Below are 18,800 nucleotides of genomic sequence, written 5' to 3'. Positions count from 1 at the left end.
TGCCCGCTGTACCCCGGTGTACCCACGCCCAGCGGTCGGTCAAGCAGAGTTCACTGCGCCGAGAACACGCTCCCGGCACCGCTCTGCCTCCGCGATCGTCCGGGCGACATCGGTGCCGATGATTTCCTCGCCCCATTTCCGGAGCGTGCCGTTGACGAAGACGACGTCGACGTCGCTGTTCGTGCAGAAGTTGACGACGGTGCCGACGGCGTCGCCACGAGGGCGCAGGTGCAACCGCCCGGTGTTGACGGCGATGAGGTCGGCAGGTAGGCCCGCCTTGAGCATTCCGAGCCGACCGGGCATGCCGGCGCTCGGCGCGCCCCCGGACGTGGCGGCCCGGAGCGTGTCGAGTGTGCCGAACGGGCTGATCACCTGCTCGCCCGAGGAGGAGTTCAGTCGGGCGAACGCGGCACTGCGCTGGAGTGTCAGCAGCGTCCGCATCTCGGTGAAGAAGTCCAGTCCGTAGCAGACCTCGTTGTCCGAGCTGATACCGAAGACAGCGCCGCTCGCCTGCGCCTGGAGCACGGCCGGGAACGCGGGGCCGATGCCGAAGTGAGGGTCGGATCGCGGAGTGACGTTCACGCCCGCGCCCACGTCTCGCAACTCCGACCACTGGCGCGCGCTCACGCCGATGCAGTGGTTGAACGTGTCGTCGGCTCCGATCAGGCCCTCACCGAAGAAGTCGCCTATGGCCGGAGGCAACCCGAGTTGGGGGACGGGAACTCCGAGGACCAGCTCGGCTGAGACGCCCACACCGGTCGCTCGCGCGAACTCGAAGACTCCACGCGAGGGCATCGGGCTGAACAAGCGGAGGGTCAGCAGTTCGTCGTCGTCCGGGTATGCCGATCGCAGTTCCGAGAAGGTGCGCAGGAACTTCTCCGGATCCGTGTCGACGGCCGGTGCCCCGGCGGCGAAGACCGCCCGAATGCCCGTCGACCGGAGACCGTCCATGGCGGCGAGCGCGTGCTCCACGGACTTCGTGTTGTGACTGTTGTCGACGATCGTTGTCACGCCGGCGTTGATGGCCTGGACGGCGGTGAGTTGCTGCCCGACGCACATCTCGTCCGGAGTCATCAGCGGGGCGCACGCCATGTGCGCGAAAGCCATGTAGTCGGGGAAGCTCGCATCCGGCACGGCACCCCGAAAGACCCCCTCCCAAGCGTGAACGTGGCAGTCGATGAATCCGGGGACGACGATGTGCTCGGGGAGATCCACGACGACGGTGTTCTTATCGGCGAGGTGGCCGAGATCCGCTCCGACGGCCTCGATCCGGCTTCCCCGGATGAACACGTCCGACCGTTCCGACCGCGGCCGGTCCGGATCCATCGTCACGACTTCGGCATTGCGCAGGATCGCCGAACGCTGCGGGTCATCAGCGCGCGCGGCGAGCACCTCACCGACACGGGTGCTCGAGGGTTCCATGTCTGGCTCCTGCTCGCTCAGCGTACGGCGGTCGCCTCGACGGGCACGTGCCGCTCGAGGAACTCGATCTGATCGGCCACGACACGCTCGAACCAATCGCCCACATAGATGTCGAAGTGGCTGGCGTCGTAACGTTTGACTTCTCCTCGCGCCGCACGGGAGGCGAGTTGCTCTGTCTGGCGCGCCGGCGTCACCTTGTCCCGCTCGCACACACAGACGAGCAGAGGAGCCTTAACCGCGGACGCCCCACGGCCGGGCCGATAGACCGGCACCTGGAACATGAAACGGGCGGGAATCTCGGGGATCTCGAACGGCTCGCCCGACGCGTCGAAGATCGCCCGCAATCCACTCACCGAGTCCGGCGAGGTCATCACCGCCAAGTCACCGGGAAGCCCCACGATGGGAACGCGCACCGGCGGCTCATTCCGGTTCGCCGCCTTCCGGTCCTTGAGCGCCTCACGCATGAGCCGAATGATCGTCTTCTTCGGCATCGCCCTCGCGGCGGCCAGCCCGTCGGAGAATGGGCACTGGGCTATCGCTGCGGCGATGCCGGGATCGCCTGCGGCCGTCGTGATCACATGCCCACCGGCAAACGACGTCCCCCACAGGATCACCCGCCGCGGATCGATACCCTCAAGAGTCCGGGCATACGCCACAGCACTGCGCCAGTCCTCCAACTGCTCTTCGACATCGGCCAGTTGCCGCGGCTCACCGGTACTCGAGCCGAAGTGACGGTAGTCGAATGCAAGGGCCGCGTACCCCCGCTCGGCGAACCGCTGCGCGAACGAGTCGAGCCGCTGACTCTTGAGTCCGGCCAGGCCGTGACCCAAGAGGACGATCGGCAGTGGCGAGTCGTTCGCCGCGCCGGCGGGCAGGAAGAGCCACCCACCACACTCACCTTCGCCCGACCTGAACCGCACATCCCGCCGGGACACCCCCGCGTCAGCCACCACGAACTCCTATCGCCGTTGATCGGGCAAGCCTGCGCCCAACGGTCGCCAGCCACCCAGGAGGGTCACGGCACATCCTCATCGCGGAGGCGTCGGTACTCAATGTTGCAACGCACACTGACCAGAGGGCGAGCAGTGCACTGTGCACTTGTGATCTGGACTCCTGGCCGCTGGCCGGCTCAGATTTCGCAGGGCGGCGAAGTAGCCACGCTCCGCAGCCCGTCCGCCGGTTTTGAATGGCGTCCGGTGGCAAGCGCATGGCACCGGACGGACGGTCGGCGTCGGTACGGGCATCGCAAGGCGTCGGCCACGCTCGTCTTCGCGGCCACAGCAGGGTGCACTTGGCGGCAGTCGCCGCTGGTTTCCGCCCGGTCGGGGGCGACCGCCCGTGCAGGAGACGGCCCGCCAAGCTCTACGCGGACGGGGGTACGGCAATGGCTACCTGCGCCGATGGCTGCGCGAGCTCGGTATTCAGCACCTCATCTCCCGCAAGGGAATCGAGTTCTCCACACAGCTGGGCCGCGCACGCGCGCAACGTCGTCAATGCGCTCAAGAATTGAGCAGCGGGAATTGGTGGGTCCACAGGTGACCCGGCGGTGTCAAGATCGCTCTTGGTGAGAATGGAAACAGTACCGCCAAGCCTGAACAGGACGTATGGTCATGGCAAAGAGCGATGGCACCTTGTGACACGGGAGGCAATCGGTGAACGAAATGGATTTGCAGCGCCTGATTGACGAGTCGGAAGTCCGAAAACTTGTTCAGGAGCATTACCGAGCGCTCGACGAAGCGAATTACGACGCATTGCATTCGCTGTACACCGACGATGCTGTGTTTGAGATCGGCGGGCAGATTCGGCGCGGTCGGCAAGCGATTGTCGACACCCCTGGAACTAATATCGGGCCGGCCTATGAGGTGACGTATCACCACATTGGGCAGATTTACGTCGACCTAGATGGAGACGAGGCAAGGGGCGTGGCCTACGTCGTCGCGTATCACCTCCCGAATGCGGCGGAGCTGATGAAGCACGAGGATGGTGGTGGCAAGTTTCACGTCACCGCCCGACGAACGGAGGACGGCTGGCGATTGACGCAGGCCCGTCTCGAGGTTGTCTTCGCTCAAGGGGACCCCATGAGAGTCCACGTCTAAAGCAGGTCATCGCTTTTAGCGGGGTAGCCGGTCGTGGCGGGAATCGTTGAGTGAGCCACTGAGTCGACGGCACGGGTATGTGCGGGGTTCCTTCCCCTAGCGGCAGGCGTAAAGCCGCCACACGCGGACCGCATGACCGGCAACCTCCCCAAGCGCATGACGGGCGAGACCATGCCGACCTGGCAAGGGAATTATCAGGCCCGGGCTGTCTACCGGAACCGGGCGTGGGTCGCGAGCTCAATGGTGGTCTGCGCACAGGGTCGGCAGCGAACAGGGCGGTTCGAATACGTCAGTACAGTGGACCCGTGACTGCCACCACGCTCGGAGGTGACTCCGAGGAGCTCATTCGCGGCGTCTCGAGAGCGATACTCGCCGATCCGGGCACTCTCATGCCGGTGTACGCGGCGGTCGTAGACGCCGCGGGCGGCCGGTTCGCTGCCGATCCGTCCATTGTCGAGGCGCTCGGCGAGGCGACCCGGGAGAACGCGCTCCACTGGACGCGGTCGATGTACGAGCACCCCCGGCTGCGGGTCGCACCCACCTTGAGCAGTCAGGTCGTCGGCATCGCGAGGGAAGGGTTCCGCTGGGGTACGGAGAAGACCCTCCGCACGGCATATCGCGCCGGTGAGCAGGCGATGTGGTCCCTTTGGATGCGGCTGGCCTTCTCACTGCACGACGATCCCGAGGTCCTGCTGCCGGCTCTCGACCACGTCTCCCGTTCGCTCGCCCGCTGGGTCGAGGACACCTCCGCCGCGCTGCTGGAACTCCTCGAGGAGGAACGCACGGCCCTGTCGGGTGACGCACAGGTTCGACGACTCGAACTGGTCAATCTCGTACTCGGCGGCTCCTCCGCGCCGACGGACCACCTGGAGCAGGCCCTCGGATACCCGCTGTCGGCGTCCCACCTGAGCGTCATCGTCTCCGCACCGCCGCGACTCGCGGACCGCGCACGTCTCGTGCAGGCCGCGAGCATCGTCGGCCGACTCACCCAGTCGGCGCATCAGCTTCTCGTCCACGCCAGCACGTCGTCGCTCTGGCTGTGGGCGACGCCCCGGGCACTCATCACCCCGGACGACCTCGAAACCGCCACGGCACAGCACCCCGACGTGAGGCTCGTCGTCGGGCCGCGGGACGAGGGGGTGGACGGCTTCAGACGCAGCCACCACAGGGCACTGGAAGCACAGCGTCTGGTCCGCGACCACGGCGAGCAGCGGATCGTCTTCTACGACGATGTCTCCGCAGTACTCCTTCTGGCCGCGGAAAGCGCCCGGCTTCGGGAATTCGTCCACACGACGCTCGGCCCCCTGGCCTCGGGCCCCGCCGAACTGCGACAGACGCTGAGGGTGTTCATCCGGGAGCGCTACAACGCGTCACAGACGGCTCGTCTGCTGTACACGCATCGAAACACCGTTCTGCAGCGTGTCCGCCGCGCCGAAAAGCTCCTCCCGACGACACTCGAGCGGCACGGCACCAACGTGGGTCTGGCGCTGGACGCGATGCACTGGCTGAACGTGCGGCTCGACTGAATCAGACCGCCCCCTCGGTCTCCGCCCGCCGCCGTACCGTGGGGAAGTACCCGATCGACCGTTCGCTGGACGGCAGAGGTGTCTCGGCGCGCACAGCAGCATTGTCGAGAAGCGTGCTGCGGCAGCGATGCCGGAGCACCGCTCGGTCGCAGGTGAGCACACCGGTCGGCCGCCTGACGACGGCCACCCGCCGAACCGAGGAGATCGGCTCCACCCCGCTGCAGCTGACGAGCACCAGCGCAGCTGCATGCCGCGCGACATCGTCTCCGTGGGCGACACACTGCTCTTCGGCCGCAACGTCTTCCTCGCGCTCAAGCCGGAGACGATGGGTGGGTGACGTCTTCGCGCTGTACGACCGCGACCTGAACCGGCCGCCTGAGGACGCCGTGCCGAGCCTGCTCGACGACCCCGCCTTCCGCCGGGAGCTCGCGGCCCGCCTCCGGCTGCAACCGCCAGACCCGCCGACCAGCGGGGGTGACGTACACAGCAGGCAAGGCCGCAAGCCGGCGACCGCCGGCCGGCCGTGCAGCGGGGGCGCACGCGAGTGGCGGAGCTGCGCCCCCCGCTGTCGCACATGGCCGGTCATCGGTCGTAGGCGAGGCGGGCCTGGCGGGGCACCGGGCCGAAGGCGCCGGCGTGGAAGTCGGCGAAGGCCTTGGTGATTTCCAGCTTGGTGTTCATGACGAACGGGCCGCCCATGGCGACGGGTTCGTGGATGGGCGTGCCGCTGTAGACCATGACGCGGGCGGGCTGTTCGGGGTCGCTGGCCGCCAGGTGCAGCGAGGTGGCCGCCGGAGCACCGCCGTCGTCCCCGCTCCTCCTCGTGACGGGGTCGGACCAGCCGGTCTGCCCGGCGTGCAGTTCCCGGCCGCCGATCAGCAGGCGCCCGTTCATGACGTGGGCGAACAGCCGGTGTTCGGCGGGGACTTGCAGGTCGTAGATGGCATCGGGGTCAAGCGTGGCGACGACGCCCTGCACCGGGTGATGGGTGTCGGTCGCGCCGGTGACGCCGCCGACGGTGCCGGCGTGGACGTCGATCGTCACACCCGGCGCATGTACGCGTGGCATGGCGGCCTTGGTCAGGTCCTGGTAGCGCGACGGCGTCAGCTTCTTCTCGGCGGGCAGATTGAGCCACATCTGCAGCACGTGTGCGTGCTCGTCGCGGTAGGCGAGCTCACGGTGGATGATGCCGCGCCCGGCGGTCATCCACTGCACCTCACCGGCCTGCAGCGCCCCGGTGTGGCCGAGGTTGTCGCCGTGTTCCAGGACGCCGTCCACGACGGTGGTGACGGTCTCCAGGCCGCGGTGGGGGTGCCACTCGAAGCCGGGGGTGGAGAACCAGTCCTCGACCAGGGCGAGGAAGGGGTCGGTCAGGGCCGGGTCGGTCGGCACGAAGACGAGTGCCTTGTTGTCGACCTGCGCGTCGGGGCCCAGCTGCTGCTTGGTGGTGATGCGGGTCAGTGTGCGCTCACCCGTCAACTGTTCGGTCATGGTTGCTCCCTGGTGCCCGGCTCGAAAGGAGACGGAGCGATGAAGGGGGGATGGGCCGGGTTCAGGCGACTTGCGGGGCGGCCTCGCCGCGCGCCCAAGGATCTCGGGGCACGGCCGGTGCACGACGTCGGTGCGGCCTGGGCCATAACCTGTCTTCGGGGCCGCCGGCGCGGCCCCGAAGACGGCCGGCAGCCGACCTCCACCTCGCTGATGCCTTCACCGACGGCCTCGACGATCCCGGCGAAGTCCCGGCCCAGTGTGATCGGCCTTGTTCGGAGCCATGCCCTTGAGGGGGCCGTAGGCGATGTCCGCGTTCAGCCAGTTCGCTGACGTTCCTGGACGCGGACCGACTACGAGGTTCTCGGTACTCGGCGGGCTCCACGACGCCCCGCCCGCCCGCGCGCCACCGCGGCCTCGGTGCCCCCTCCGGCCGGGTGCGGAGCCGCACAAGCCGTCATCGTGTTCAGCACGGTGTGCGGCACCCTCGGTCGACCCGCGATCCAGTGCGTTCCCAGGCTCATCGGTGCCAGCGGGGATCCTGGTCCTGACGGGGCGAGCGTGGGCAGCCGGCGCAGGCCGAGGACGTCCTCGACGGTGATGGCGGGCAGTGCGCGCACTCCTTTGCGGACGCTGTGGCGATCAGGCGAAGGAGTACGGGCCGAAGCGGCCCCATGCCACCGCACCGGCCAGCACGATCAGCACGAGGTTCGGCACGATCGCGCTGGACTCCTTGCGTCTGGCGTGGGTTATCGCCGCCCCGGCCATCACCAGCACGAGGCCGACGGCGGCCAGCGGCACCAGGACGGGGATGATGTCCAGCGCGGCGGGCAGGATCAACCCGACCGCGGCCAGCACCTCCAGGGCGCCGATCAGCTTGAGCATGCCCGGAGAGAAGTCCTCGGCCCACGCCATGTTCGGCGAGGCGACGAACTTCTCCTTCGGCTGGGCCAGCTTCGCGCCGCCGGCGCCCAGGAAGATCGCGGCGAGCAGGCCGGCCAGAATCCACAAAACGATGTTCATGAGTTACCAATCAGGGGGTATCAGACAGGGCCACGACGTTCTCGTGATGCGTCCCGATGTGCTCCGGTGGTGCGACCTCGGCTCCAACAGCCGTGATCAGCTACGAGGTCGGGTGAGCCGCAGCCGTCGCGACGGGACGAAAGCGGCATTCAGCGGGAACGCCGGGGCCCCTGGGGACCAGGTGCGTGGAATAGGATCCGCCGGGTCGCCCGTCAGGCGCCGGCGAAGGCGGGCCGGTGTGCCGTCAGCCACTGCTGGAACGTCTGCAGTTGCGGGTTCAGGTCGCGGACGACGTCGAGGTCGCGGACCGCGTTGAACTGGGGCACTTCCGCGTAGAACTGGAACATGTTGCCCGTCTCGGCCGCGGCGGGGAACGGCTGCGCCCGCATCGCGTCGAAGGGCACCGGCACGTACGCCACGTCTTCACCCAGGGCCTCGCTGAGCTGCTCGGCCATCTGCTTGCCGGTCAGGTGCTCGCCCGCGATGGACACGGTGCGGCCCACGAGGTCACCGCCGCGGCGGAAGATGCCGTAGGCGGTCCTGCCGATGTCTTCGGCGGCGATGCCGGCGAGCGGGCTGTCGGCCATCGGCATGGCCAGCACGAGCCGGCCGTCGTCTCCTCGTCGCGGCGCCATCGGACCGAGCAGGTTCTCCCAGTAGAAAGTGGTCTGCAGGAAGGTGGTCGGTACCCCGGCATCGGTGAAGAACCGGTTGGCCTCGGCCTTGGCATCGAAGTGCGGCACCTTGTAGCTGCCCATCAGCGTCGGCATGCGCTCGTCGTCGAGCGGGATGTAGTCGCGGGTGTCCTCCAGCGTCGACCAGATCACATGGGTCACGCCCGCGGCCTTGGCGGCCCGGGCCATGGTTGCCGCCTCCTGCTTCTCCCGCTCGGGCGACATGTGCTCCCAGAAGTTGGTCACCAGGAACGCCCCATGCGCCCCGTCGAACGCCTCCGTCAGGCTCCGCTCGTCGCCGGTGTCGGCCTTCACCACCTCGGCACCAAGCGCCGTGAGCTCGCGTGCGGTGTCCGAGTCGGGGTGACGGGTCAGCGCACGCACCGCGAACCCACCGTCGGCGTCGGCCAGGATCGCCCTGGCCAACCCGCCACCTTGGGCGCCGGTCGCGCCGACCACCGCGATCACCTTCTTCTCCGCCACGGCCTTCTCCCTCTTGTTGGGGCAGGGGCGACACACCCCCATTGCATGTCGCATCATCTAACTCGGCGCCCGATGGTGCATGGCGCGTCAGATGATGTGTCATGCACGTTAGGGGGAGGTATATGACGTGTCAAGCTTCCAGGTAAAGTCGTTGTGCATGAACGACACACCTGCATGGCTGAGCCCCGCCGAGCAGCACGCCTGGCGGGCCTTCATCCGCCTGCACCAGAAACTCTCGGCCAGGCTGGAACGTGACCTGAAGGCGCACAAACTGTCCGGTGCCGACTTCCAGATCCTCGTCGCCCTCACCGACACCTCCGACGGCCGGCAACGATTCCAGGACCTCGCCCACACCATCGAGTGGGAACAGAGCCGTCTGTCCCACCAGATCGCCAGGATGGCCAAACGCGGCCTGGTGGCCCGGGAAGAATGCGCCGAGGACGGACGCGGTGCCTTCGTCGCCATCACACCGGCCGGCCGCAAAACCATCGAGGCCGCCGCACCCCACCATGTGGCCACGGTCCGCCGCCTGGTCATCGACGTCCTCAGCCCGGACGAACTCGCCACCTTCGCAAGCCTCTCCAACCTCATCCTCGAGCAACTGGACAACGAGCCACCGTGACCCTCGCACGGGTGACACGGCCGGTGACCTCGGCGGACGGGGGTCCGGCGGTGCGGCGGGTGCTGCTGTACGTCCACCGCGCCGCGCACCGCCCGCCTGCCGCTCGTACGGCGCCCACGACCATGCGCCACCGACCTGTGCTGCCGCCGGGTCGACACGGCACCGGACGAGAGCGGCACGGTCACCATGGCCGTTCCGGGGGCAGGCGGATTCGTCCGCTCGGCGAAGGCGCTCTGCCGGATGAGTGCGTGCTCCTGTTCGCCGTCGAACCACCGCGTCCGGCGGGTGTGTCGTGTCCCCGGACGGGCATGCCCACCGACCGCCCCCAAGCGTCTGCGCTCCGGTCGTGCCAAGAGCCCGGCCGCCGCCGAGCGCTGCCCGGCCGGGCACGCCGGGGGTTCGGGGTCAGCTGGCCGAAGCGCGGCGCGCCAGCGCCACGACACGGCTCGGCGTGATGCCGTACGTCTGCTTGAAGACCCGGCTGAAATGCGCCACGTCGTTGAAACCCCACCGGAAGGCGACGTCCGTGACGGTCCGCTCCCCGGATCCGTGCGCGAGTTCCCGGTAACAGACTTTCAGGCGCCGCTCGCGGATCCAGCGCCCCACCGTCGTGCCCGTGCCGGCGAACGCGAGGTGCAGCGTGCGCACGGAGACGTCGAGTGCTTCCGCGACGGACGAGGCGGACAGCTCCGGGTCGTCGAGACGATCCTCCACGTAGCGGCGGACCCGGTTCAGCAGGACCGCGCGGGCGCTCGCCGAAGGGGACGCCTCCACGGTGGGTACGAGCGCGGAGTCCAGGGTGTCGAAGAAGTTCTGGCAGGCGATGGCGAGTCCCGCGTCCGAGAGGTGGTCCAGCTCGCGGACGATCGCGCGCAGCTGATCGGCGGCGATCGCCGCCAGACCGGCTCCCGCACCGACCGGCACGGGGCCGCTGGCGCGGGCGGCCGCGGCCGCGAGCCCCTGCGGGACCATGTCGCGCGGAAGCAGGAGGGAGAGCTCGTGGTGGGGCTCGACCGCGTCGAAGGCACGCGCGAGGTCGCTGTCCCACACCAGCAGGTCATGGGGGCCGACGGCCACCTCGCCGTCCCCGTACCGGCACACCAGCCGGCCGCTGAGGTTGATCAGCACCCCGATGCGCGCAGGCCGTCCTTCGGCGTCGTCGGTCCTCCGGCCCGCGTAGCGTCCGCCCCGGAACTCGGCGACGGTGAGTTCGTCCAGGCTGCGGTAGCGGACAGCGGCCCGGAACCGGTCGGGCTCGGGGAATGTCAGCGTCCACGGGAGGTGCAGCTCGGGCATCTTGCGCGTCCACGCGATGGGCGCACGGTTCTGCGACAGTCCATCGGTGGACCACGTGCCGGTACCGACCATCCCGAACACCTCCGCGAGCAGTGCCACCACCATTGTGCAGTGCATTCCTGCCACGCGGGGAGGGCAACAGGCTGTGCCGCCCTGCGGACCGCGAGGCCGTGCCGGGGGCATGAGGAGTGGGGCCGGCTGCACGAACGTACAAGCCGGGTTGCGCTCTGGGACAAGCGGTGCCGTCGCCCGTTGCGCAGAGTTCTCATCACCGTCACCCGCGCCGAGCCCTCCTGTGAGGAGTCTCGGCCACCACGGAAGGACCCAGCGGTGAGCGAATTGCGTCCGGTCGTCCTCTACGGAGCCAGCGGATCCACCGGTCGACTGGTGGCCGAATACCTGCGTGAATACAGCATCCCCTTCGTGGCCGCCGGCCGGAACAAGGCCCGGATCCAGGAGGTCATGGACAAGGTCCCGGGGATCGAGACCGCGGACTACGAGATCGCCGAGGTGGACGGCTCTGTCGAGTCCCTGACCCGGCTGTTCGAGGGCCGGAGCGTCGTGTGCAACGTCGTGGGCCCGTTCCTGCGCTACGCGGCCCCGGTCGTGGAGGCGGCGATCCGGGCCGGCTGCCACTACCTCGACACAGCCGGTGAACAGACCCACATCCTCCGCCTGCTCGACGAGTGGGGCCCGCGGTTCGCCGAGGCCGGCCGAGTCGCCTCGTCCGCGATGTCGATCCAGTACGCGCTGCACGACATCGCCGCCCGCATCTGCCTGGAGACACCCGGCGTCGACTCCCTGGAGCTGGGCTCGTACGCCAATGCCATCCCCACGGTCGGCTCCACCCAGTCGATCTTCGACGTGATGCGGGCGGAGGCCCACTACCTGGAGGACGGCCGGCTGAAGAAATACGAGCGGGTGACTCGCCAGGACCTCGTCGTGCCCGGTTCGGGCTATGTCGTCACCGGACTGAACTGGGGCGCACCGCGATGCCGGTGTTCTTCCGGGACGACCGCCGGGTGCGCAACTGCCGCATGTTCGTCGCGATGCGGAACGAGGACATCTACAAGCGGGTCATCGACCTGGAGCGCCTGTTCAAGGTGTCCCTGCAATGGCTTCCGGAGGAGACCCTGTACCCGGTGCTGGACAAGATGGCGTCCGGCATGACGCCGGGCAGCCCGCCCCGTGAGAACCGCCAGATCCACCGCTCCATCGACTGGTGCACGGCACGGGGCAACACGGCCACCGCGCGGGTGGTCATCCACAGCAGCACCGGCTACCAGATGACCGGCCTGATGCAGGCGTACGCGGCCTCCCGGCTGCTCGGCTCCACTCACCACGGCACCGGTTTCCGCTCGCCCGCCGAGTTGCTCGGTCACCGTGAGCTCATGGGCGCCCTGGAGTCGTACGGCTTCGCGCGCATCACCGAGGAGAGCGTGGCGTGAGCGCGCCACCGGTGTGGATCGCCGGCGTGGGCATGACCCCCTTCGGTGTCCGGCGGGACGCCTCCGTCAAGGACCTGACCAGGGACGCCGTCACCGAGGCGCTCAAGGACGCGGGCGGGCGGCTCGGTGACGTGGACGCGGCGTACTTCGGCAACACCTGCCAGTCGGTCCTGGAGGGCCAGCTGGTCGTCCCGGGCCAGATGGCGCTGCGCAGCATGGGCTTCGAGCGGATCCCCGTGATCAACGTCGAGAACGCGTGCGCCACGGGAGCGACGGCCCTGCACCAGGCCGTCCTGCACGTCCGCTCCGGGGCCGCCGACGTGGTGCTGGCGGTCGGCGTGGAGAAGACCAACGTCGACGACAAGCGCAAGATGCTCGGCCTGTTCGACGGTGGCGTGGACGTCCACGACCCCGACGGCGTACGGGCGGTGCTCCGCGAGCTCGGCGGCGACGTCCCCGCCGACGCCGGCGTGCCGCGCAGCATGTTCATGGACATCTACGGGGCGCTCGCCCGGTCGCACATGAAGACGTTCGGCACGACGAAGCGGCACCTGGCGCTGATCGCGGAGAAGAACCACGCACACGCGGTCTCCAACCCGCTCGCCCACTTCCGCAAGGCCATGTCGGCCGACGAGATCCTCGCGGCCCGCACGGTCACCGAACCCCTGACCGTCCCGATGTGCGCGCCCCTCACCGACGGCGCCGCCGCGGCGATCGTCTGCAACGAGGCGGGCCGGGCACGCCTCGGGGGAAGCCGGCGCGTCCGCGTACTGGCCTCGGTCCTCGGCACCGGAACCGTGCGCTCCCTGGCCGACTGGGAGCACTCGGTCAGCGCACTCGCGGCGCAGGACGCGTACGAGCAGGCAGGGATCGGGCCGCAGGACGTGTCCGTCGCCGAGGTGCACGACGCGTCGGCGTTCGGCGAGCTCCTCCAGACGGAGCTGCTGGGATTCTGCGAGATCGGGACCGGAGGCGCGTTCGCCGCATCCGGCGCCACCACCCTGGGCGGGCTCCTCCCCGTCAACCCGTCGGGCGGGCTGGAGTCCAAGGGGCATCCCATGGGCGCCTCCGGCCTGGCGCAGATCCACGAACTGGTGCAGCAGCTCCGCGGTGAGAGCGGAGCCCGCCAGGTCCCTGGCGCACGCATCGCGCTGGCGGAGAACGGGGGCGGCATGTACGGCGGCGAGGAAGCCGTGGCCGCGATCACCGTCCTCGGTGCGTAGCCGACAACTTTTGAGACCTCCCTGAACGGAGCCCGTCATGACCTACAAGACCCTCTCTCTGCGGCGCGAAGGCCGCATCCTCCACGTCGACTTCGACAACGCACCGCTCAACCTGATGACGATCGAGATGGTCGGCGAACTGTTCGACCTGGCCGGACAGCTCGTGTTCGACCGCGAGACCTCGGTCGTGGTCTTCGGCAGCGCCAACCCCGAGTTCTTCCTCGCGCACTTCGACCTGAACGACCTGTTCCGGGCGATGAGCGACCCGAACGTGCCCCAGAGCAAGTACGACGACATCAACGTCGTCCAGGCACTCACCACCATGTGGGAAGCGCTGCCGCAGGTGACCATCAGCCTGGTCGACGGCATCTGCCGCGGCGCCGGACTGGAGTTCCTCCTCGGCACCCACATGCGCTTCGTCACCCCGGAGAGCCGCCTGTGCTTCCCCGAGGCATCCGGCGGATTCCTCCCGGCCGGCGGAGGCACCACCCGCCTGGCCCTGCAGATCGGGCCGGCCCGTGCCCGCGAAGTCGTTCTGTCCTCCCGCGACTTCGACGGCGAGGAGGCGGCCGCCTACGGCATCGTCAACCGCGCTCTGCCCGCGGACGACATCTGCGGCTACGTCGACGACCTCGCGCAGCGGCTCGCCGCCCGCTCCGCCGGCTCCGTCGCGGCTGTGAACGAGGTGTTCACCAAGGTCTACAACAGCGCGGTCGACGCCCAGTTCTCCGGCTTCGGTGTGGAGAACAACGCGATGCGGACGCTGCTCGCGATTCCCGCCGTCCAGGAGTACCTGCAGAAGTTCGCCGCTCTTCAGGACGTCGAGCACGAACTGGACCTGCCCGCCACCATCGCGGCGCAGGGCGACCTCACCACGGCCAAGTGACGGAGAGGGAGCCGACCATGCCACAGCAGACCGAAGAGAACGTCTCCGCCGCGGTGCGCCCCGGCCTGCCGCACGTGGAGCTGACCGGCTTCGAGCCGCCGCTCGGCGACGACGAGCGCGCGGTCCAGCAGGCGATGCACCAGTTCGCCCGCGAGGTGATGCGTCCGGCCGGCATCGCGATCGACCGACTGAGCGCGGAGGAGGTCGTCACCCCGGACTCCCCGTACTGGCAGTTCCTGAAGACGGCGGCTGCCTCCGGCATCGAGTTCGACGCGACGGTCGACGGGGTGCCTCCTCAGGCCCTGGCCCGCCTGCAGGCCATCGTCGTCGAGGAACTCGGCTGGGGCGACGCCGGCCTGGCCGTCTCCCTGGGGGCCGGAGCGTTCCCCAAACTGATGGCGGCGCGGTCGGGCAACCAGGAGCTGGTCGACCTGTGCGAGGGCAGGCTCGGTTGCTGGATCGGCACGCAGCCCGACCGCGGCTCCGACGGCCTGAGCCTGTACCCGGCGGAGCGGCACGCCGCCGCCCGCCAGGGCAACAAGGGCAACCTGAGCGCCAGGGTGTCCGGCGGCGAGATCGTGATCAGCGGGCAGAGCTCGGCCTGGGTGTCCAACGGACCGGTCGCCCAGGTCGGCCTCCTGACGATCGCCGCCGACTACGGCGAGGGGTTCTTCGACGCGGAGGGCCACCCGCGCGGCGTGGAGGTCATCGTGCCGCTGGACCTGCCGGGGGTCAGCCGAGGCAGGCCGCTGGAGAAGCTGGGCAAGCGAGCCCTGCCCCAAGGCGAGGTCTACTTCGACGACGTGAAGGTGCCCGCCCGCTTCGCCCTGTCGCTCGGCGACGACTACTGGCCCGGTCACGCGTCGACCTGGTCCTCGGCCGGCGTCGCCATGGGCCAGATCATGACGGGCCTGGGCCGGGCGGCCTTCGAGTACGCGCTGGAGTACTGCCACGAGCGGCGGCAGGGCGGCGCGCTGCTCGCCGACCACCAGCTGGTGCAGTACCGGCTGGGCGCCATGGCCCGCAAGCTGGAGACCATGCGCGCCGTCTCCCGGCGGGCCACCGACTACACCTTCCTGTCGCCGAAGAAGCACCCCTACTACACGGCCGGATCCAAGGTGACCTGCACCGACCTCGCCTTCGAGGTGGCCGACGAGGCGCTGCAGCTGTTCGGCGGTTACGGACTCACGCGCGAGTACCCGATGGAGAAGCTCTTCCGCGACGCCCGGGCAGCCCGCATAGAGGACGGCGAGAACCACCTGCTGACCATGAAGTTCGGCTACCTCACCGCGCTGCTGCACCGCGCCGGCTGGGCCAGGCCATGAGCCGCGGACGATCGAAAGGAAACACCCCATGGCAGTGACCGACTTCTTCGATCGCGGCTGGCGAGCCAACCCGGACGGCGTGGCGTTCATCGCAGGCGAGAGGTCCTTCACGTACCAGGAGATCGGGGAGCTCTCGTGTCGCGTGGCCAATGCCCTGCTGGAGCGGACGACCGGCCGTGAGGCGAAGGGCGCGGTACTCGCCGGGAACGACCCGGTCGCGTGGGCCTGTGTCCTCGGGCTGTGGCGGGCCGGGCTGGCGTGGGTTCCCGTCAACCCCGCCAGCCCGCCCGAGGAGATACAGCGGCTGCTCAAGGGATTCGACTGCGAGGTGCTGTTCTGCCACGAGCCGTTCCTGCCGGTCGTCGAGAAGCTGCGCCCCGACCTGGACGAGCTGCACACCGTCGTCTCGCTGGGTTCCGACGCGGTCACCGCGTCCGGCTCCGGCGCCGTCACCTTCGAGGAATTCCTCCGCGAAGCCCCTGCCGGCCGCCCTGACTTCATCCCCTCCCCGGAGTCGGTCGCCGGCATCATGCCGACCGGCGGCACGACCGGCGCCCCCAAGGGAGTGATGAACACCCACCGGGGCCTGAGCGTCAGCGCCGTGCAGCAGATGCTCGCCGCCTCCTACCGGGAGGACGACCCCGTCGTGAACCTCGTCGCCGCACCGATGACGCACACGGCGGGCACCCTCACGCTGCCCTGCACGGCGCGCGGCGGCACGGTCGTCGTGATGAGCCGGCCGGATCCGGTGCAGCTGCTCGACCTGATGGAGAAGCACCGCGTCACCGAGCTCTTCCTCCCCCCGACCGTGATCTACCGGCTGCTGGAGATCCCCGGCATCGAGCAGCGGGACTTCTCCTCACTGAAGTACCTCATGTACGGCTCCGCGCCCATGTCGACGGAGAAACTGCGCCGAGCCATCGAGGTCTTCGGCCCTGTCCTGTTCCAGGGCTACGGTCAGACGGAGGCACCGGCCGCGATCGCCTTCCTGCGGCCCGAGGAGCACTTCACCGACGGCAGGATCGCCGACGACTCCCGGCTGTCGGCGGCGGGCCGCCCCGCTCCGCTGGTGCGCGTGGAGATCCTCGACGACGACGGCAGGATCCTTCCCGCCGGCGAGACGGGTGAGATCTGCGTGCGCGGCGACCTGGTCATGAAGGGCTACTACAAAGCCCCCGACAAGACCGCGGAGGCCCTCGTCGACGGGTGGCTGCACACCGGAGACGTCGGTTTCCTCGACGCCGAGGGCTACCTCCACATCACCGACCGCAAGAAGGACATGATCATCTCGGGTGGCTTCAACGTCTACCCGAGCGAGGTCGAGCAGGTCGTCTGGAGCCATCCGGCCGTGCAGGACTGCGCCGTCATCGGCGTTCCGCACGAGGAATGGGGTGAGGCCGTCACCGCCGTGGTCGAGCTCAACCCCGGTGCGCGGCTGACCGAGGAGGAGCTGATCGCGTACTGTCGGCCGCAGCTCGGCGGCATCAAGACCCCCAAGCAGGTCGTCTTCCTGGACGTCCTGCCGCGCAGCGCCAATGGAAAGGTCCTGAAGAAGGACGTCCGTGAGCCGTTCTGGCGCGGCCACGAGCGGCAGATCTAGCGAACAGTCAGAGGGTCCCCGAGGAGTACGGCGGGTCGGCTGCCTGCGTGACGGCGGCTGCCGAGGAACTCGCCTGCGTCGGCCCAGGCGTCGTGGCCTGTCCAACTCTCCACACCGACATGGGACCCGTTTCCGTGCCATTGCCCCAACCGAGTCTTCGGACGTCCCCGACCAGGGCCGCGCCGAGCTTCCTTCTCGCCAAGGCCGGTACGGCGTACTCGACGCACGCGTCCGTCTGCATGGCGGTCACGGCTACCTGACCGGACAAGCCCCGGGTCCGACGAGATCGCGCAAAGCGATCGGTAACGACCTGGGCCGGAGCCACCCCCTGTGCCCGCGACTCTCTCAAGGAGAACCTCATGCCCCCTTCCACCGTCAACCGCCAATGGCTGCTGGAACGCCGCCCGGTCGGTGCTGTCGCCGCCGAGGACTTCCGGTTCAACGAAGCCGACATCCCCGTGCCCACCGACGGCGAAGTGCTTGTTCGCTCCCTGTACTTCGGCTACGACGCCAGCCAGCGAATCTGGCTGACCGACGACGGCGGATACATGGAGCCGATCCGGATCGGTGAGCCGATGCGGACCATGGGAATCGGCCAGGTCGTCGCCTCACGAGACCCCGGTTACCAGGTGGGAGACCTGGTCGAGGGCTTCCTGAGCTGGCAGGACTATGTGCTCGCCCGCGGCGACGGCCCCATGCCTCTGCGCGTGCTGCCGCCTGCGGACCACCCACTGTCCTGGCACCTCGGCGTGTTCGGCGTCGGCGGACTGACCGCCTACTTCGGCATCACCGACGGCCTTCAGGTGAAGCCGGGCGACACCGTGGTCGTGTCGGCCGCGACCGGGGCCACCGGGTCGCTGGCCGTTCAGATCGCCAAGGCGCTCGGAGCCAAGAGGGTGATCGGTACAGCCGGTGGAGAGGAGAAGTGCCGCTGGGTGGTCGAGAAGACCGGTTGCGACGTGGCCATCGACTACAAGACCGACAACCTCGACGCACGACTGCGCGAGCTGTGCCCGGACGGCGTCGACGCCTACTTCGACAATGTCGGCGGCGACATGCTGGACACGATGCTGCTGCACATGAACCCGCTCGGACGAGTGCTGATCTGCGGTGCCATGTCATCGGGCTACTGCGATGTCAAGATGCAGGGCCCCAGCAACTACATGCGCATCTGCACCTACCAACTCACCGTGCGGGGCATCCTGCTGTTCTTCTACCGTGACCGACTCGCGGAGGGAGCGGCCCAGCTCGGAGAGTGGGTGAGGGAAGGCCGCTTGCACGTCGAGGAGCACGTTGTCGAAGGCTTCGAGCACGCCCCGGCCCTGCTGCCGACGATGTTCACCGGCAAGCAGCCCGGCAAGCTGATCCTCAAGGTGGCGGACCCGGACTGAGTGGCATGACAGGACCGAGCGACCGGTGACGCCGGTCACCGGCGCGGCGGGCGGCATCGGGCCGAAGCCGCTTGCCGCCTGAGCAGTACCCATCGGCCGGCGTTGCCGGGCATCGACGGTGCGGCAGCCGTGATCGCGGTGCTCGATCGTTTTCGGCGCCATCGACGGCGCCTCGTTCCAGCTCGCGTGCGGGACCGCGCGGTCATCGGCGCCCCGCACGACGGCTGAGCCACTTGCGCACAATCCGGCTCCCTCCCGTCACCCGTCGTCCGATCGGACCGGCGAGGAAACCCTTCA

14 protein-coding genes and 1 pseudogene are annotated in these 18,800 nt (G+C 68.9%); 9 read left to right on the top strand and 6 right to left on the bottom strand.

What is annotated here, in order from left to right:
- Positions 1-39: 39 nt before the first annotated feature.
- Together PBV52_RS05485 and PBV52_RS05480 are read right to left on the bottom strand one after the other, a co-directional pair.
- Positions 40-1,422, bottom strand: coding sequence for an amidohydrolase family protein (locus PBV52_RS05485; protein WP_274237140.1), 1,383 nt, complete (start codon positions 1,420-1,422; stop codon positions 40-42).
- Positions 1,423-1,439: 17 nt separating this feature from the next.
- Positions 1,440-2,372 carry an alpha/beta hydrolase gene (locus PBV52_RS05480; RefSeq protein ID WP_274237139.1) on the bottom strand — a complete coding sequence of 311 codons (933 nt, stop codon included), beginning with the start codon at positions 2,370-2,372 and terminating at the stop codon, positions 1,440-1,442.
- A 711-nt stretch (positions 2,373-3,083) separates the two neighbouring features.
- On the opposite strand from PBV52_RS05480, the gene PBV52_RS05475 reads away from it, so the two are divergent.
- Together PBV52_RS05475 and PBV52_RS05470 are read left to right on the top strand one after the other, a co-directional pair.
- Positions 3,084-3,518 carry a nuclear transport factor 2 family protein gene (locus tag PBV52_RS05475; protein WP_274249279.1) on the top strand — a complete coding sequence of 145 codons (435 nt, stop codon included), beginning with the start codon at positions 3,084-3,086 and terminating at the stop codon, positions 3,516-3,518.
- A 305-nt stretch (positions 3,519-3,823) separates the two neighbouring features.
- Positions 3,824-5,044: a CdaR family transcriptional regulator gene (locus tag PBV52_RS05470; RefSeq protein ID WP_274237138.1), complete on the top strand. Its 1,221-nt coding sequence runs from the start codon at positions 3,824-3,826 to the stop codon at positions 5,042-5,044.
- A 582-nt stretch (positions 5,045-5,626) separates the two neighbouring features.
- On the opposite strand, the gene PBV52_RS05465 is transcribed toward PBV52_RS05470, so the two are convergent.
- From PBV52_RS05465 to PBV52_RS05455, 3 genes are all read right to left on the bottom strand, one after another.
- Complete coding sequence (locus PBV52_RS05465) at positions 5,627-6,535, bottom strand: pirin family protein (RefSeq protein ID WP_274237137.1); 909 nt, start codon at positions 6,533-6,535, stop codon at positions 5,627-5,629.
- A gap of 639 nt (positions 6,536-7,174) precedes the next feature.
- Positions 7,175-7,555 (bottom strand): DoxX family protein, encoded by a 381-nt coding sequence (locus PBV52_RS05460; protein ID WP_274237136.1) that lies wholly within the window; start codon positions 7,553-7,555, stop codon positions 7,175-7,177.
- A 212-nt stretch (positions 7,556-7,767) separates the two neighbouring features.
- Positions 7,768-8,712, bottom strand: coding sequence for an NmrA/HSCARG family protein (locus PBV52_RS05455; protein ID WP_274237135.1), 945 nt, complete (start codon positions 8,710-8,712; stop codon positions 7,768-7,770).
- 157 nt (positions 8,713-8,869) lie between these two features.
- Between PBV52_RS05455 and PBV52_RS05450 the strand changes: the two genes are divergently transcribed.
- On the top strand, positions 8,870-9,334 hold the full coding sequence (locus PBV52_RS05450; RefSeq protein ID WP_274237133.1) for a MarR family winged helix-turn-helix transcriptional regulator: 465 nt from the start codon (positions 8,870-8,872) through the stop codon (positions 9,332-9,334).
- 405 nt (positions 9,335-9,739) lie between these two features.
- Here PBV52_RS05450 and PBV52_RS05445 read toward each other — a convergent pair whose 3' ends face one another.
- Positions 9,740-10,735, bottom strand: a complete 996-nt coding sequence (locus PBV52_RS05445; protein ID WP_274237132.1) for a helix-turn-helix domain-containing protein — start codon at positions 10,733-10,735, stop codon at positions 9,740-9,742.
- On the opposite strand from PBV52_RS05445, the pseudogene PBV52_RS51665 reads away from it, so the two are divergent.
- From PBV52_RS51665 to PBV52_RS05410, 6 genes and pseudogenes are all read left to right on the top strand, one after another.
- Positions 10,616-12,078 (top strand): annotated as a pseudogene (locus PBV52_RS51665) (trans-acting enoyl reductase family protein). The gene PBV52_RS05445 and the pseudogene PBV52_RS51665 sit on opposite strands and share 120 nt — an antisense overlap.
- A complete protein-coding gene (locus tag PBV52_RS05430) occupies positions 12,075-13,301 on the top strand; it encodes a thiolase family protein (protein WP_274237130.1) in 1,227 nt (408 codons plus the stop codon). The pseudogene PBV52_RS51665 and the gene PBV52_RS05430 overlap by 4 nt, the downstream one beginning before the upstream one ends.
- Before the next feature lie 37 nt (positions 13,302-13,338).
- Positions 13,339-14,187, top strand: coding sequence for an enoyl-CoA hydratase/isomerase family protein (locus tag PBV52_RS05425; RefSeq protein ID WP_274237129.1), 849 nt, complete (start codon positions 13,339-13,341; stop codon positions 14,185-14,187).
- Positions 14,188-14,204: 17 nt separating this feature from the next.
- Complete coding sequence (locus tag PBV52_RS05420; RefSeq protein WP_274237128.1) at positions 14,205-15,512, top strand: acyl-CoA dehydrogenase family protein; 1,308 nt, start codon at positions 14,205-14,207, stop codon at positions 15,510-15,512.
- Between the two features lie 28 nt (positions 15,513-15,540).
- A complete protein-coding gene (locus PBV52_RS05415) occupies positions 15,541-17,112 on the top strand; it encodes a class I adenylate-forming enzyme family protein (RefSeq protein ID WP_274237127.1) in 1,572 nt (523 codons plus the stop codon).
- A 359-nt stretch (positions 17,113-17,471) separates the two neighbouring features.
- Complete coding sequence (locus PBV52_RS05410) at positions 17,472-18,503, top strand: NADP-dependent oxidoreductase (protein WP_062930657.1); 1,032 nt, start codon at positions 17,472-17,474, stop codon at positions 18,501-18,503.
- The last annotated feature ends 297 nt before the right edge of the window (positions 18,504-18,800 follow it).

It is taken from the genome of Streptomyces sp. T12 (assembly GCF_028736035.1).
Classification (GTDB): domain Bacteria; phylum Actinomycetota; class Actinomycetes; order Streptomycetales; family Streptomycetaceae; genus Streptomyces.
This window is presented reverse-complemented; position numbering and strand designations above follow the sequence as displayed.

Excerpts from the sequence above, each read along its gene's own strand:
- PBV52_RS05485 (WP_274237140.1), bottom strand. The coding sequence starts at position 1,422 with ATGGAACCCTCGAGCACCCGTGTCGGTGAGGTGCTCGCCGCGCGCGCT.
- PBV52_RS05475 (WP_274249279.1), top strand. The coding sequence starts at position 3,084 with ATGGATTTGCAGCGCCTGATTGACGAGTCGGAAGTCCGAAAACTTGTT.
- PBV52_RS05465 (WP_274237137.1), bottom strand. The coding sequence starts at position 6,535 with ATGACCGAACAGTTGACGGGTGAGCGCACACTGACCCGCATCACCACC.
- PBV52_RS05460 (WP_274237136.1), bottom strand. The coding sequence starts at position 7,555 with ATGAACATCGTTTTGTGGATTCTGGCCGGCCTGCTCGCCGCGATCTTC.
- PBV52_RS05450 (WP_274237133.1), top strand. The coding sequence starts at position 8,870 with ATGAACGACACACCTGCATGGCTGAGCCCCGCCGAGCAGCACGCCTGG.
- PBV52_RS05445 (WP_274237132.1), bottom strand. The coding sequence starts at position 10,735 with ATGGTGGTGGCACTGCTCGCGGAGGTGTTCGGGATGGTCGGTACCGGC.
- PBV52_RS05425 (WP_274237129.1), top strand. The coding sequence starts at position 13,339 with ATGACCTACAAGACCCTCTCTCTGCGGCGCGAAGGCCGCATCCTCCAC.
- PBV52_RS05420 (WP_274237128.1), top strand. The coding sequence starts at position 14,205 with ATGCCACAGCAGACCGAAGAGAACGTCTCCGCCGCGGTGCGCCCCGGC.
- PBV52_RS05415 (WP_274237127.1), top strand. The coding sequence starts at position 15,541 with ATGGCAGTGACCGACTTCTTCGATCGCGGCTGGCGAGCCAACCCGGAC.
- PBV52_RS05410 (WP_062930657.1), top strand. The coding sequence starts at position 17,472 with ATGCCCCCTTCCACCGTCAACCGCCAATGGCTGCTGGAACGCCGCCCG.